This is a genomic window from Kitasatospora sp. NPDC059795 (genome assembly GCF_042732175.1).
In the GTDB taxonomy this organism is placed as follows: domain Bacteria; phylum Actinomycetota; class Actinomycetes; order Streptomycetales; family Streptomycetaceae; genus Kitasatospora.
In genome coordinates this window covers 307,276-321,277 of the sequence record NZ_JBHWID010000007.1, presented here as the reverse complement: position 1 = coordinate 321,277, position 14,002 = coordinate 307,276, and the positions used below count along the sequence as shown (strand labels likewise).

12 protein-coding genes and 1 pseudogene are annotated in these 14,002 nt (G+C 73.9%); 12 read left to right on the top strand and 1 reads right to left on the bottom strand.

Annotation, left to right across the window (positions count from 1 at the left end; translation table 11 throughout):
• Positions 1-38: 38 nt before the first annotated feature.
• The 6 genes and pseudogenes from ACFV4P_RS17450 to ACFV4P_RS17425 all read left to right on the top strand — a co-directional run.
• On the top strand, positions 39-461 hold the full coding sequence (locus ACFV4P_RS17450; RefSeq protein ID WP_380471935.1) for a hypothetical protein: 423 nt from the start codon (positions 39-41) through the stop codon (positions 459-461).
• A gap of 97 nt (positions 462-558) precedes the next feature.
• A complete protein-coding gene (locus ACFV4P_RS17445; protein ID WP_380471933.1) occupies positions 559-1,653 on the top strand; it encodes a type II secretion system F family protein in 1,095 nt (364 codons plus the stop codon).
• Positions 1,654-1,793: 140 nt separating this feature from the next.
• A complete protein-coding gene (locus ACFV4P_RS17440) occupies positions 1,794-2,576 on the top strand; it encodes a type II secretion system F family protein (protein ID WP_380471931.1) in 783 nt (260 codons plus the stop codon).
• A gap of 44 nt (positions 2,577-2,620) precedes the next feature.
• Positions 2,621-2,869, top strand: a complete 249-nt coding sequence (locus tag ACFV4P_RS17435; RefSeq protein ID WP_380472064.1) for a DUF4244 domain-containing protein — start codon at positions 2,621-2,623, stop codon at positions 2,867-2,869.
• Positions 2,850-3,245: a TadE family type IV pilus minor pilin gene (locus tag ACFV4P_RS17430; protein WP_380471929.1), complete on the top strand. Its 396-nt coding sequence runs from the start codon at positions 2,850-2,852 to the stop codon at positions 3,243-3,245. Before ACFV4P_RS17435 ends, ACFV4P_RS17430 begins: the two co-directional genes overlap by 20 nt.
• 23 nt (positions 3,246-3,268) lie before the next feature.
• Positions 3,269-3,586 (top strand): annotated as a pseudogene (locus ACFV4P_RS17425) (Rv3654c family TadE-like protein); the annotation flags it as partial.
• A 102-nt stretch (positions 3,587-3,688) separates the two neighbouring features.
• Here ACFV4P_RS17425 and ACFV4P_RS17420 read toward each other — a convergent pair.
• Positions 3,689-6,055, bottom strand: a complete 2,367-nt coding sequence (locus ACFV4P_RS17420; protein ID WP_380471927.1) for a DEAD/DEAH box helicase — start codon at positions 6,053-6,055, stop codon at positions 3,689-3,691.
• 222 nt (positions 6,056-6,277) lie between these two features.
• On the opposite strand from ACFV4P_RS17420, the gene bldG reads away from it, so the two are divergent.
• The 6 genes from bldG to topA all read left to right on the top strand — a co-directional run bounded on the left by bldG (position 6,278) and on the right by topA (position 13,938).
• Positions 6,278-6,619 (top strand): anti-sigma factor antagonist BldG, encoded by a 342-nt coding sequence (gene bldG, locus ACFV4P_RS17415; protein ID WP_073807489.1) that lies wholly within the window; start codon positions 6,278-6,280, stop codon positions 6,617-6,619.
• Between the two features lie 155 nt (positions 6,620-6,774).
• On the top strand, positions 6,775-7,191 hold the full coding sequence (locus tag ACFV4P_RS17410) for an ATP-binding protein (RefSeq protein WP_380471925.1): 417 nt from the start codon (positions 6,775-6,777) through the stop codon (positions 7,189-7,191).
• Between the two features lie 253 nt (positions 7,192-7,444).
• Complete coding sequence (locus ACFV4P_RS17405; protein WP_380471924.1) at positions 7,445-8,161, top strand: small secreted protein; 717 nt, start codon at positions 7,445-7,447, stop codon at positions 8,159-8,161.
• Between the two features lie 85 nt (positions 8,162-8,246).
• The gene (locus tag ACFV4P_RS17400) at positions 8,247-9,773 is read left to right on the top strand and encodes a methyltransferase (protein WP_380471922.1); all 1,527 of its coding nucleotides are present in this window, start codon (positions 8,247-8,249) and stop codon (positions 9,771-9,773) included.
• A 268-nt stretch (positions 9,774-10,041) separates the two neighbouring features.
• Positions 10,042-10,530, top strand: coding sequence for a DUF3592 domain-containing protein (locus ACFV4P_RS17395; RefSeq protein ID WP_380471920.1), 489 nt, complete (start codon positions 10,042-10,044; stop codon positions 10,528-10,530).
• Between the two features lie 498 nt (positions 10,531-11,028).
• On the top strand, positions 11,029-13,938 hold the full coding sequence (gene topA, locus ACFV4P_RS17390) for a type I DNA topoisomerase (protein WP_380471918.1): 2,910 nt from the start codon (positions 11,029-11,031) through the stop codon (positions 13,936-13,938).
• Positions 13,939-14,002: the final 64 nt, after the last annotated feature.

The following is a 14,002-nucleotide window of genomic DNA, read 5'->3' as shown; positions in this document are numbered from 1 at the left end:
TCTCTTGATCGGGTGGGCCACGGCCCGGCACAGCATACGTGGATGGTTATGCCAGTCATCCGGGCGGCTGCGGCACCGTCCACGCCAACACCGCCGCCGATGTGCCCGCCCGGCTGGAGGCCCTCGGCGCGCTCGCCGGACTCGACCGGCAGTCGCTGCACAGCCAGCTCCGGGCCGGGCTCGACGCCGTCGTCCACCTCGGTCGTGACCGTGCCGACGGCCGCCGCCGGGTCACCGGCCTGCACCTCCTGGTCGCCGCCCCGGACGGACTGACCACCACCACCGCCGCCGTCCACTTCGACCGCGACGGACGCAGCCGACCCGGTCCCGGCTGGGCCCGGCTGCGGGAGGTCTGCGCCGAACGCGGCGTCGAACTGCCCCCGCACCCCGAAGCGAGCGCCGAGCCCGATCCGGGCCCGAGCGGCGCTCCCTCCGACGAGACCCCGGTGGAGGTGTCGTGACGCCGGGCCGGATCGAGCTGGTGTGGGCGATCGCGCTCTGCGTGATCGGAGTGGTGGCGTGGCGACTGCTGCTGCGCTCGGAAGTCAGGAGGTCGTGATGGCAGAGGAGTTCGAGGCCGTGGCAGTGATGGCATCGGCCGGCGGTGCCACCTGCGCGGCGACTCTGCTCGGTGCGGCCGCCGGACTCGGCGCGGCGCTGTTCGGGGCGGTCTGGCTGAGGGCGGCCCGCCACCGGCAGCACGGTGACGGGCGGCTGCGGCAGATGCTGAATCGCCATCGGGCACCGGACGCCCGCCCGGCCCGGATCCGGGCCGGGTGGCGGCGACGGCCGCGCTGGCTGGTGCCCGAACTGCTGCTGCTCCCGATCGGAGCGGCGGCCGGGCAGGGCACCGCCTCGGTGCTCCCGTTGATCGGGGCGGCCTGCGCCGTGCTGCCGCTCCGCCGATGGCGGGCCCGGTACGCCGCAGGAAGGGCGGCGCGGCGAAGAGCCGCGGCGGTGATCGACCTGTGCGCCGGCCTTGCGGCCGAACTGCGCAGCGGCGCGACGCCCGAGCAGGCCATGCACGCGGTGGTCTCCCGGTCCGCTCCCGACTGGGCCCGTCGGCTCGGCCCCGAACCGACGGCCCGGCTGGCGGCGGGCCGCTACGGGGCAGACCTGCCCGCCGCCCTCCGGCAGGTGGCCGAACTGCCCGGTGGGGAGGGCGCGGTGGCGATCGCGGCCTGCTGGCGGGTGAGTACCGAGAGCGGCACGGGGCTGGCGTTCGGGCTGGAACAGGTCGCGGACGCGCTGCGCGCCGAGCGGGCCCTCGCCGAGGAGATCGCGGGCGAACTCGCCGGTCCACGCACCACCGTGATCGTGCTGGCGGCCCTGCCCGCCGTGGGCATGGGCCTGGGCGGCGCACTCGGCGCCCACCCGGTCCAAGTCCTGCTGCACACCCCGGCCGGACTGCTCAGTCTGCTCGCCGGGGCGGCCCTGGAGGCCGCCGGCATCGTCTGGACCACCCGGATCGTCCGGGCGGCCGAGGATGCCCCGGCCCGACCCCGCCCGGTCGAACGCGCGGCCCGACACGGTCCGGTCCGGGCCGCGGCCGGCGGCTGCGGGATCTCCCGCTCGCGGCAGGACCGGTGGCTCACCGCCGTACCGCCCCTGACGGGTGATCACCTGGCTGTTCGGGCGGACCGGTGGGAGTGAACAGGTGCGCCGGTCCGGTCCGGGTCCGGGGCGACCCACCGGACGGCGCCGGGAGGCGCGCCGATCGACCGACAGATGACCTGAGTTCGAGTGGCCTGAGTTCGAGCTGATTCCGATGCGACGGAGGTGAGGTGGACGTCATGGTGATCCTGCTGCCGGTGGCCGCCGTCGGCCTGGCCGGCGAGGTGCTGGCGAGGGCACGGGGTAGGGCGGTGCGCCGCAGGGCCGGGCACTGCGTCCCGGCGGCGGTGGCGGCCGTCCCGGCACCGGATGGGCGGGCTGGGGCGGCCGTACGGCGGGCGATCGCTTGGGTGGCGGGCGACCGGCCGCAGGCCGTGCTGTTCGGGGCGGCTGCGGCCGTCCTGGTCGGCGGCTGGGCGGGCCCGGCGGTCGGGTTGGCGGTGGGCTGGGCGGGGTGGCGGCTGCTGCCCCGAGTCCGGTCGCCCGGCGAACGTCGGCGGGCCACCGAGCGGGACTGGCTGGTGCGTCAACTGCCGCTCACCGCCGACCTGCTGGCGGCCTGCCTCGGGTCGAGCGGTTCCCCGGCCGGGGCGGCCTTCGCGGTCGCCGAGAGCGTGCCGTCCCCGATGCGGGAGCGCCTGACCGGCGTGGCGGCCCAACTCTCCCTCGGTGCCTCCCCGGAACGCTGTTGGGAGCAACTGGCCGCCGACTGCCCGCCGATGGCGCCGCTCGCCCGCTGCCTGGCCCGCACCACCCTCAGCGGCGCACCGCCGGCCACCGCCCTCGTCGGCCTGGCGCAGTCCCAACGGGCGACGGCCGCCCGGGCGGCGCACGCGAGGGTCCGCCGGGCCGGCGTCCTGGCGACCGCGCCGCTCGGGCTCTGCTTCCTGCCCGCGTTCGTGCTGATCGGAGTCGTTCCGGTGGTGATGGGACTGACCGGCGCCTTCTCCCAGCGACTCTGACCGACCTGTCGAATCTCCGACCCTCTGAAGGGACTTCACCGATGATGACGCTCTCCCTGCCGGTCCGCCCGGCATCCGCGATCCGCGCCGTACGCAGGCTCGGCGGCTGGCTGCGCCGGCGGTACCGAAAGGTCGCGGAGGGGCCGCCGGACGCCGGAATGAGCACCGCCGAGTACGCGATCGGCACGGTGGCGGCGTGCGCCTTCGCGGCGGTGCTCTACAAGGTGGTGACCAGCGACACGGTCTCCGGCGCGCTGTCGGAGGTCCTCGACCGTGCCCTGCACGCGGCCTGAGCGCCGGGCCGGCCGCGGCCGGTCGTCGGACGCGGGGACGGTCACGGCCGAGACGGCGGTGGCCCTGCCCGCCCTGGTGCTGCTCGCGGCGATGCTGATCTGGGGCGTGGTCGCCGCGGGCGCCCAGATCCGCTGCGTGGACGCGGCCCGGGCCGGTGCCCGGGCCGCCGCCCGAGGGGACGGCGACGCCGCCGCGCTTGCCGCGGCAGCCGCTCCGAAGGGCGCGAAGGTCGCCGTCGTGCTGGACGCCACCACCGCCCGCGTCACCGTCGAGGCCCCCTGTCCGGGCCCCGGCCGCCTCGCCGCCCTCCTGACGGTCCGCCTCACCGCCACCGCGGTGAGCGCCCGCGAGGACGTCCTGACCGACGACAGCTGAGATCCGAGAGGAGGTGACCCGCCGTGCGGGAGCGAGACACCGCGCCGGGCCGGGCCGACGCGTCCGACCGCGGGTCGGCGACGGTGTGGCTGGTCGCCCTGGGGCTGCTGGGCGTGGTGGTGTTCTCGGCCTGCCTGATGGTCGGGCAGGTGGTGGCCGCCCGGCACCGCGCCGAGTCGGCGGCGGACCTGGCCGCACTGGCCGCCGCCGACCGTCTGCTGCTCGATCCGGACGGCGGCTGCGGTCGGGCGGCCGAGCTGACGCGGGCCCAGGAGCGCGCCGAGCTCGTCTCCTGCCAGGTCCTGTCGGGCCAGGACGCCGTCGAGGTGGTGGTCCAGGTCCCGATCCGGGGCCTGCCCGTCCCGCTCGGCCCGGCCCGGGCACGTTCCCGGGCCGGCCCGCTGTGGGCCTGGGGCGACAGCGCCCCGGAAACGGACGCCCCGTCAGCCGGTCGAGCCGCCGGCCGAGTCGGACGCGTCGGCGGCGTCCGGTCGGGTGGGGGCGTGGGCGAGCAGGACGGTGAGCAGGCGGATCGCGGCGGCCTTGTCGAGGGGCTCGTTGCCGTTGCCGCACTTGGGGGACTGGACGCAGGACGGGCAGCCGCGGTCGCACTCGCAGGCGACGATGGCGTCTCGGGTCGCGGTCAGCCACTCCACGGCGCGGTGGAAGCCGCGTTCGGCGAAGCCCGCGCCGCCGGAGTGGCCGTCGTAGACGAAGACCGTCGGAAGGCCGGTGTCGGGGTGCAGGGGGACGGAGACGCCGCCGATGTCCCAGCGGTCGCAGGTGGCGAACAGCGGGAGGAGGCCGATCGAGGCGTGCTCGGCGGCGTGGGCCGCGCCGGGGAGCTGGTCGAACGGGATGGTCGCGTCGAGGAGTTGGTCCTCGGTGACGGACCACCAGACGGCCCGGGTGCGCAGTGTCCGGGGCGGCAGGTCGAGCTTGCTCTCGCCGAGGATCTCGCCGGTGGAGATCCGCTTGCGCAGGTAGCCGACGACCTGGTTGACCACCTCCACCGAGCCGAAGCTGAGCCGGGCCTCGCCCCACTCTTCGGTGGTGTCGGTGGACAGGATCGAGATCGAGGTGACGTCCCGCGCGGAGGTCGTGTACGGCGGGTTCGCGGGGGAGACCAGTGCGACCGAGGACTCCAGGTCGAACTCGCGGACCAGATAGGTGCGGCCCTGGTGCAGGTGGACGGCGCCGGTGTGCACGGTGGTGTGCGCGGCCTCCGCGTCCACGGTGCCGAGCAGCCGCCCGGTGTCCGCCTCGACGATCTGCACGGGGCTGCCGCCGCTGCCTCGCAGGTCGACGTTGTCCACGGCACGCTCCCGACGGGTCCAGTACCAGGAGCCGTCGCTCCGGCGGCGCAGCAGCCCGCGCCGCTCCAGTACCGGGAGCAGCGGCTCGCTGGACGGGCCGAAGAGCTCCAGGTCGGCGTCGGTGAGCGGCAGTTCCGCGGCGGCCGCGCACAGGTGCGGGGCGAGCACGTGCGGGTTGTCCGGGTCGAGGACGGTGGCCTCCACCGGGGTGGCGAACAGCGCGTCGGGGTGGTGGACGAGGTAGGTGTCCAGCGGGTCGTCGCGGGCGATCAGCACCGCCAGCGCGCCCTGGCCCTCGCGGCCGGCGCGCCCGGCCTGCTGCCAGAGCGAGGCCCGGGTGCCGGGGTAGCCGGCCAGCAGGACGGCGTCCAGGCCGGAGACGTCCACGCCGAGTTCCAGCGCGGAGGTGGAGGCCAGACCGAGCAGCCGGCCGGTGTGCAGGTCGCGCTCCAGGGCACGCCGCTCCTCGGCCAGGTAGCCGCCGCGGTAGGCGGCGACCCGGGCGGCCAGCGGCTGGCCGAGCTGCTCCTGGGCCTGCAGGGCGACCAGTTCGGCGGCCCGGCGGGAGCGGACGAAGACCACCGTCCGGGTGCCGTCGTGGACCAGGTCGGTGAGCAGGTAGCCGGCCTCGGCGGTGGCGGAACGGCGGACGGGCGCGCCGTGCTCGCCGACGTTCTCGGTCAGCGGGGGCTCCCACAGCGCGAACACCAGCGGGCCGCGCGGCGAGCAGTCCTCGGTGACGGCGGTGGCCGGCAGCCCGGTCAGCCGCTGCGCGGTGACGGCCGGCTCGGCGGTGGTGGCGGAGGCCAGCAGGAAGGTCGGCGAGGCCCCGTAGCGGGCGCACAGCCGCCGCAGCCGACGCAGCACCTGGGCGACGTGCGAGCCGAACACCCCGCGGTAGGTGTGGCACTCGTCGATCACCACGTACTTCAGCGCCTTCAGGAAGGACGACCAGCGCGGGTGGGCGGGGAGTATGCCCCGGTGCAGCATGTCGGGGTTGGTCAGCACGTACGACGCGTACTGGCGGACCCACTCGCGCTCCTGCGGCGGTGTGTCGCCGTCGTAGAGCGCCACCCGGACCCGGTCGGGGACGAGTTCGGCGGCGCGCCGGCGCTGGTCGGCGGCCAGCGCCTTGGTCGGGGCGAGGTACAGCGCGGTGGCGCCGCGCCCGTTGCGGGCCTCGGTGCCGGTCAGCAGCTCGCTCAGCACGGGGGCCAGATAGCCCAGCGACTTCCCCGAAGCGGTCCCGGTCGCGATCACCGTGGTCCGCCCGGACCCGGCCAGGTCCATGGCCTCGGCCTGGTGCGCCCACGGCAGCAACACGCCGAGCTCGGCGGCGGCCGCCACCACCTCCTGCCGGATTCCTTCCGGCCAAGGGGCGTAGCGTGCCTCACGGGCGGGCAATTGCTCCGTATGGGTGAGGCGATCCGACCTGCCGCGCTCGGTGGAAAGGGTCGCGAGCAGGGCCTCGGGCTGGTGGTGACGGGGCGGCATGAAGACCCAGTGTGTCACCGGCGTGACGGAGAATCGCTGTTAACCATCGTGCGCCCATGGTCGCAAGTGGTTGAATGAAGCCCGTGACGGCCGCACGGCCGAGGGCCGCAAAACCGAGGCTCCGACCTGCCGGTTTGCCGCGCCCTGGGCCTGCGACCATGCGGTTGCAGCCGCCAGGCTGAAGATCGCAATGACGTAGCAAGGCAAGGTGCTGGAGGTTCCGTGGACCTGTCCCTGTCGACCCGTACTGTCGGCGATCGAACGGTCGTCGAGGTTGGCGGCGAGATCGATGTGTACACCGCCCCCAAGTTGCGCGAGCAGCTTGTCGAGCTCGTCAACGACGGCAACTACCACTTGGTCGTGGACATGGAGGGCGTGGACTTCCTCGACTCCACCGGCCTCGGTGTGCTGGTCGGTGGCCTGAAGCGGGTGCGTGCGCACGAGGGTTCGCTGCGCCTGGTGTGCAACCAGGAGCGCATCCTGAAGATCTTCCGGATCACCGGTCTGACCAAGGTCTTCCCGATCCACAACTCGGTGGACGACGCCGTCGCGGCGACCGACTGACGTTCCGTCGGTCCGCCGTTCCAACCGAATCTTCTCGATCGACCTCCGCCGGTCGGCCGGGCATTGAGCCCTGCCCGGCCGGCGTGGTCGGTGTTCCCGCCCCCGCCGTGCGGGCCGGTGTGCCCGGCGGCAGGGAGCAACCCCGGAGGGGAGACATGGCAACCGTCGAACTTCGATTCAGCGCACTTCCCGAGCACGTGCGCACCGCCCGGCTGGTGGCCGCCGCGGTGGCCAGACGCGCCGGGGTGGACGAGTCGGTGCTCGACGAGTTGCGACTCGCCGTGGGCGAGGCCTGCTCCCGGGCGGTGGCGCTGCACCAGCGCAACGGCAGGGACGGCGCGGTCCGGGTCGCGCTGACCGAGCAGGAGAAGCGTTTTCTCATCGAGGTCGCCGACGAGGCCGGCCCGGCGCACGCCGCCGGTGCCGCGGGCGGCGCCGGCCCGGAGGACGAGGACGCCCTCGGCCTGGCCGTCATCACCGGTCTGGTCGAGGACGTCGAGGTCGGCCACGGTGACGACGGCGGCGTGATCCGGATGAGCTGGACGATCAGTCCGGCCTCCGCCGACGCCTGAGCCCTGTCGCGCCCGCGCCTCAGCCCGCGCCCTGCTGCGTTCGAGCCCTGCTGGGTTCGACCCCTGTCGCGCCCGCGCCCGTACAGCCCGAGCCCCCGTACATCCGTGCACCGGACCCTGAACGGACCCTGCCGGGCCCGCTGAGCTGCGCGGATGCGCTCGGCTGCGGCCTTCCCGGTCGGCGGGGGCGGGCGGCCGTGTAGGTTCGCTGGTCGATGCCCGGGACCGGGTGTCAGCGACCGAAAGGGCCCCGGTGAAGAAGCGACCGGTCACCGTCTCCGCGCTCGGCGCGCTGCTCGCGCTCGCCGCCGTCGGCTGTTCCGCCGATGACTCGGCGAAGCTCGACGGCTGGGCGAAGAACGTCTGCGACGCCGCGCGGGACCCGATCTCGCAGTCCCGGGCGGCGCTCGCCGACACCGGGAACGTCAAGGAGGGCGAGTCCCCCGTCGACCTGCAGAAGCGGCTGTCCACCGACCTGGCCGCGCTGGCCACCACCAACCAGCAGCTGGCGGACGCGGTGCAGAAGGCCGGCGTGCCGAAGATCGACAACGGGGAGAAGGTCCAGCAGGACGCCGTCAATGAGCTGAAGCAGGTGGCGCAGGGCTTCCTGGACGCGCAGAAGAAGTTGGACGGGCTGACCAACGCCGATCAGGCCAAGTTCGCGGACGGTCTGCGCAGTGTCGGCGACCAGGTGCAGCGGCTGTCCCAGGTGTCCACCGGCGCGCTCGCCACCCTCCAGAGCGGCCCCCTCGGCGACGCGATCAAGAAGCAGCCCGGCTGCAAGGCGGCCGCCCCCGGCGCGCCCGCCGCCGAACCGTCCGGCAGCGCCAACCCGTCGACCGGCGCCAACCCGTCCGGTGCCGCGTCCGGCGGTGGCAGCGCCAACCCGTCCGGCGCGCCGTCCTCTGGTGCCCCGTCCTCCGGCGCGCCCGGGCAGGGTTCCGGATCGCCCTCCCCGAGCAAGAGCTGACGGTCGGTCGGCCCGCGGCAGGTGCGGTGGGCGGGCCTGGGCGGGCCTGAGCGGGGCGGGCCGGTGGACGGGGGAGAATGGCGGGGTGACGAACAGCCCCGTTCTTGATTCCCGCCGGATCGCGGAGTTCCGGGAGGCGCTGCTGAAGGCCTCCTTCACCGCCGACGGATTGCTCGACCTGCTCGGCCCCGCCGCCTACGCGGCACTGGCCCGCAGCGAGGCCGTGCCGGCGCTGCGGGCGACCCGCGGCGGCTCGCCGTTGGAGACCCTGGCGCGGCTGTTCCTGCTGCAGCGGCCCGTGGAGGAGACCGCCGCCGCGGCCGCCCTGCCCGTCGAGGGCCTGCTGGCCGACGGCTGGCTGGTGCGCGACGGCACGGAGCTGCGCGCCACCGTGGACGTGCGGCCGTACGCCGACGAGGTGGCCGGCCTGCCCAGCGCGGACGCCTGGGTGGTGTCCGACCTCGGATGCGCCGTCGGCGGCGCGGGCGGCATCGGCTCCGGCCGCACCGACGCCGGCGTCGAACGCCGCGACCTGGTGCTCGGCGTGGGCGGCGCGTCCACCACGCTGGCCAACCTGACGGTGCGCCGCCCGGCCCGCGAAGTGCTGGACCTGGGCTCCGGCTCCGGCGTGCAGGCGCTGCACGCCGCCCGACACGCCCAGCGGGTCACCGCCACCGACCTCAACCCGCGCGCCCTGCACTTCACCCGGCTGACCGCCGCGCTGTCCGGTTTCGACAACGTCACCACCGCCGAGGGCAGCCTGTACGAGCCGATCGGCGAGCGGCGCTTCGACCTGATCGTCTCCAACCCGCCGTTCGTGATCTCCCCGGCCGGTCGGTTCACCTACCGGGACGGCGGCATGGCCGGCGACGAGCTGTGCCGCAGTGTGGTTCGCGGTGCCGCCGCCCACCTGGAGCCCGGCGGCTACTGCCAGCTGCTGGCCAACTGGCAGCACGTCAAGGGCGAGGACTGGCGCGACCGGGTGGCCGGCTGGGTGGCCGGCACCGGCCTGGACGCCTGGGTGGTGCAGCGCGAGGTGCAGGACGTCGCCCAGTACGCCGAGCTGTGGCTGCGCGACGGCGGCGACCACCGCGGCGACGACTACCGGGCCCGGTACGAGGAGTGGCTGGACAGCTTCGAGGCGGCCGGCGTGGAGGCCATCGGCTTCGGCTGGATCACCCTGCGGGCGTCCGGCGCGGACGACCCGGTGGTGCGGATCGAGGAGTGGCCGCACCCGGTCGAGCAGCCGCTCGGCCCGCACATCGAGGAGTGGTTCGCCCGCCAGGACTTCCTGCGCGGCCACGACGACGCGGGGCTGCTGGCCGCCCGCTACCTGCTCGCCGACGAGGTCGTGCAGGAGCAGATCGGCGCACCCGGCTCCGAGGACCCCGAGCACGTGGTGCTCCGTCACAACCGGGGCATGCGGCGCGCCACCAAGGTGGACACCGTCGGCGCGGGCTTCGTCGGCGTCTGCGACGGCACGCTGGCCGCCGGGGAGATCGTCGACGCGATCGCCCAGCTGCTCGGCGAGGACGCGGCGCAGCTGCGGGCCCGGGTGCCCGAGTCGCTGCGGCTGCTCACCGAACAGGGGTTCATCGAGCCGGTCCGCTGAACCGCCCCCCGGAGGCCGCGGCGCGGTGACATTGATCACCCGCCGGGCCGTCGCATCCCCCGGGATTCCCCTGGATTCTCCGAGGTTCCCCGGCGCCCCCAAGTGACCGGCGGGGCCCGGCCGCGTTGAACACCCAGGCACTCCGGCAGCCGCGTTCACCCGGGCGTTCCCCCGGCGTGGCCCGGCGGACGCCGGGTGTCCGCCGCAGGTTGTCCACCGACTGCCAGGGTGCTGTCCACAGGCTGTGGACAGTGCGGGGGAGGACCGGGTGGAGACGCCGACGACGCTGGTGGGCGGGGTGGTGCTGGCGGCCTTCGGGAGCGCACTGCTGCTCTGGTGCGCCGTGGAAGTGCGCCTTCGCCACCACCTGCGCCGCAACGGCGTGCCCGCCACCGCCCAGGTCGTCGCCGACCGGGACCGCTCCGAGGCGATGGACAGCAGCCCGCTGCTCTCCTACCCCGTGGACACGGCCGGCGGACCCGCCGACGCCGGACTCGGCACTGTCCACGAGCTGCGCCCCGACCCGGTGGGCCGCCTGGTGGTGTCCCGGCCGCGCGGGCACACCCCCCTGCGTCGCGCGCCGCGGCTGGCCGCCGGGGCGGCCGTCCAGGTCGCCTACGACCCGCGGCGGCCGGACCGGGTGGTGCTGGCCGCGCACGAGGAACTGCCCTCGCTGCCCGCCGATCTGTTCTGGACGCTGCTCGGCAGTTCGGCACTGGCGGGTGGCCTGAGCCTGCTCGCCCTCGCCCTGCGCTGAGCGAACAGGCAACGCTGAGCGAACCGGCAGCCGACCGAACCGGAGCCGGGTGAGCCGGATCCGCGCGCACCGGCCTTTCAGGCCCGACCGTTCAGGCCCGCCCGAGGCCGACGCCGATCACCGCGGCCCGTTGGCCGCGGCCCGTTCGCCGCAGCCCGTTTCGCCGCGGCCCCGACTGGTCGAGGCCCGCCCGCCGTGGCCCGTCCGGTTACGGAGCGCACTGTTCCGTTCCCCTTTCTCCCACCGTGTCCGGCACCCGAAGAGGCCGGTCACACCGCGTGGCCCGGCCCCGCCGAAGGCTCGCTTGCCCGGGAAAGACATGCCCGAAGAGCGGACATCGGGTTACCGTTCGAGTGGCGTCGGTCGGCCTTGCCGGTGAAAACGCGGCATCCGTCCGTTTGACAAGGGTGGCCAGGGTACGGTCACACTCCGCTGGTGGGACCGTCGCTGTGCGACTGCCCAGGAGCTTTGGTAAACGACCGGGAGAGAAGAGCGAAGGTGTCCCCGAGCAGCGAGACCGCCCACGGCAAGCGACTCGTCATCGTCGAGTCGCCGGCCAAGGCCAAGACGATCAAGGGCTACCTCGGGCCCGGCTACATCGTCGAGGCCAGTGTCGGTCACATCCGCGACCTGCCCGGCACGGCCGCCGAGGTCCCGGACGAGTACACCGGCGAGGTGCGTCGCCTCGGGGTCGACGTGGATCACGACTTCGCTCCGATCTATGTGGTCAATGCGGACAAGAAGTCCCAGGTCACCAAGCTGAAGTCGCTGCTCAAGGAGTCCGACGAGCTCTTCCTCGCCACCGATGAGGACCGCGAGGGCGAGGCCATCGCGTGGCACCTGCAGGAAGTGCTGAAGCCCAAGGTGCCGGTGCACCGGATGGTCTTCCACGAGATCACCAAGGACGCCATCCAGGAGGCCGTGCGCAACCCGCGCGACCTGAACAAGCGCCTGGTCGACGCGCAGGAGACCCGCCGCATCCTGGACCGCCTCTACGGCTACGAGGTCTCCCCGGTGCTGTGGAAGAAGGTCATGCCGAAGCTGTCGGCGGGCCGCGTCCAGTCCGTCGCCACCCGCCTGGTGGTCGAGCGCGAGCGCGAGCGGATCGCCTTCACCTCCGCCTCCTACTGGGACCTGGTGGCCACCTTCGGCACCGGCCGCACCGCCGCCGACGCGGCCAACCCCGAGACCTTCGGTGCCCGGCTGGTCTCGGTCGACGGCAAGCGCGTCGCCACCGGCCGCGACTTCGGCACCGACGGCCGACTGAAGAACGCCGCGAACACCCTGCACCTGGACGAGCAGGCCGCCCGGGCGCTGGCCGCCGCGCTGGAACAGACCGCGTTCAGCGTCCGCAGCGTCGAGTCCAAGCCGTACCGCCGCTCCCCGTACGCGCCGTTCCGCACCACCACGCTGCAGCAGGAGGCCAGCCGCAAGCTGGGCTTCGGCGCCAAGCGGACCATGCAGGTCGCGCAGAAGCTGTACGAGAACGGCTTCATCACCTATATGCGTACCGACTCGACCACGCTGTCGGACACCGCGATCACCGCCGCCCGCGCCCAGGTCACCCAGCTCTACGGAGCCGACTACCTGCCGGCCGCGCCGCGCACCTACGCCTCCAAGGTGAAGAACGCGCAGGAGGCGCACGAGGCGATCCGCCCGTCCGGCGACCGGTTCTGCACGCCCGCCGAGACCGGGCTGTCCGGCGACGACTTCCGGCTGTACGAGCTGATCTGGATGCGCACCGTCGCCTCCCAGATGAAGGACGCGGTCGGCCAGTCCGTCACCGTCAAGGTCGGCGGTCGCTCCGCCGACGGCCGGGACGCCGAGTTCTCCGCCTCCGGCAAGATCATCACCTTCCACGGCTTCCTGAAGGCCTACGTCGAGGGCGCCGACGACCCGAACGCCGAGCTCGACGACCGCGAGCGCCGGCTGCCGCAGGTCTCCGAGGGCGACCCGCTGGCCGCCGAGCGCCTCACCCCCGAGGGCCACGCCACCAAGCCGCCGGCCCGCTACACCGAGGCCTCGCTGGTCAAGGAGCTGGAAGACCGCGAGATCGGCCGCCCGTCGACGTACGCGTCGATCATCGACACGATCATCAACCGCAAGTACGTGTTCAAGAAGGGCACCGCCCTGGTGCCCTCGTTCCTCTCCTTCGCCGTGGTCAACCTGCTGGAGAAGCACTTCGGCCGGCTCGTCGACTACGACTTCACCGCGAGGATGGAGGACGACCTCGACCGGATCGCGGCCGGCCAGGCCGAGTCCGTGCCGTGGCTCAAGCGCTTCTACTTCGGCGAGGGCGAGGCCACCGGGGCCGCCGTCGGCGCCGCCGACACGGGCAACGGCGACGGCGACCACCTCGGCGGCCTGAAGGAACTGGTCACCGACCTCGGCGCGATCGACGCCCGGGAGATCAGCTCCTTCCCGATCGGTGACGGCATCGTGCTCCGGGTCGGCCGCTACGGCCCGTACGTGGAGCGCCCCACCGCCGTCGAGGGCGAGCCCGGCCAGCGCGCCGACGTCCCCGACGAGCTGCCGCCGGACGAGCTGACCGTCGAACTCGCCGAGGAGCTGTTCGCCAAGCCCAGCGGCGAGCGCGAACTCGGCACCGACCCGATCAGCGGCAACCCGCTGGTCGCCAAGGCCGGCCGGTACGGCCCGTACGTCACCGAGGTGTTGCCCGAGGGCACCCCGAAGACCGGCAAGAACGCCGTCAAGCCGCGCACCGCCTCGCTGTTCACGTCGATGGACCTGGACACCGTCACGCTTGAGGACGCGCTGCGGCTGCTGTCGCTGCCGCGCGTCGTCGGCGCCGACGCCGAGGGCAACGAGATCACCGCGCAGAACGGCCGCTACGGCCCGTACCTCAAGCGCGGCACCGACTCACGCTCGCTGACCAGCGAGGACCAACTGCTCAGCATCACCCTGGACGAGGCGCTGGCGATCTACGCCCAGCCCAAGCAGCGCGGCCGGGCCGCCGCGGCCGCCCCGCTGAAGGAGCTCGGCAACGACCCGGTCAGCGAGAAGCCCGTGGTGGTCAAGGACGGCCGGTTCGGCCCGTACGTCACCGACGGGGAGACCAACGCGACGCTCCGCAAGGACGACGAGGTGGAGACCATCACCCCGGAGCGGGCGTTCGAGCTGCTCGCCGAGAAGCGCGCCCGCGGACCGGTGAAGAAGACCGCGAAGAAGGCCCCGGCGAAGAAGACCGCCACGGCCGCCAAGAAGACCACTGCGGCGAAGACCACCGCGGCGAAGAAGACGGCGGCCAAGAAGACCACCGCTGTGAAGAAGACCACGGCCGCGAAGAAGACCACCGCGAAGACCGCTGCCGCGAAGACCACTGCTGCGGCCAAGAAGACGGCGGCCACGGAGTCCGCCACCGCGGAGAACACATTCGAGGAGAGCTGACGGACACTGCGTAACGGGCCTGTTCGAATCCGGGCGGGCCCGTTAAGGTCGGGGCCGCGCACTC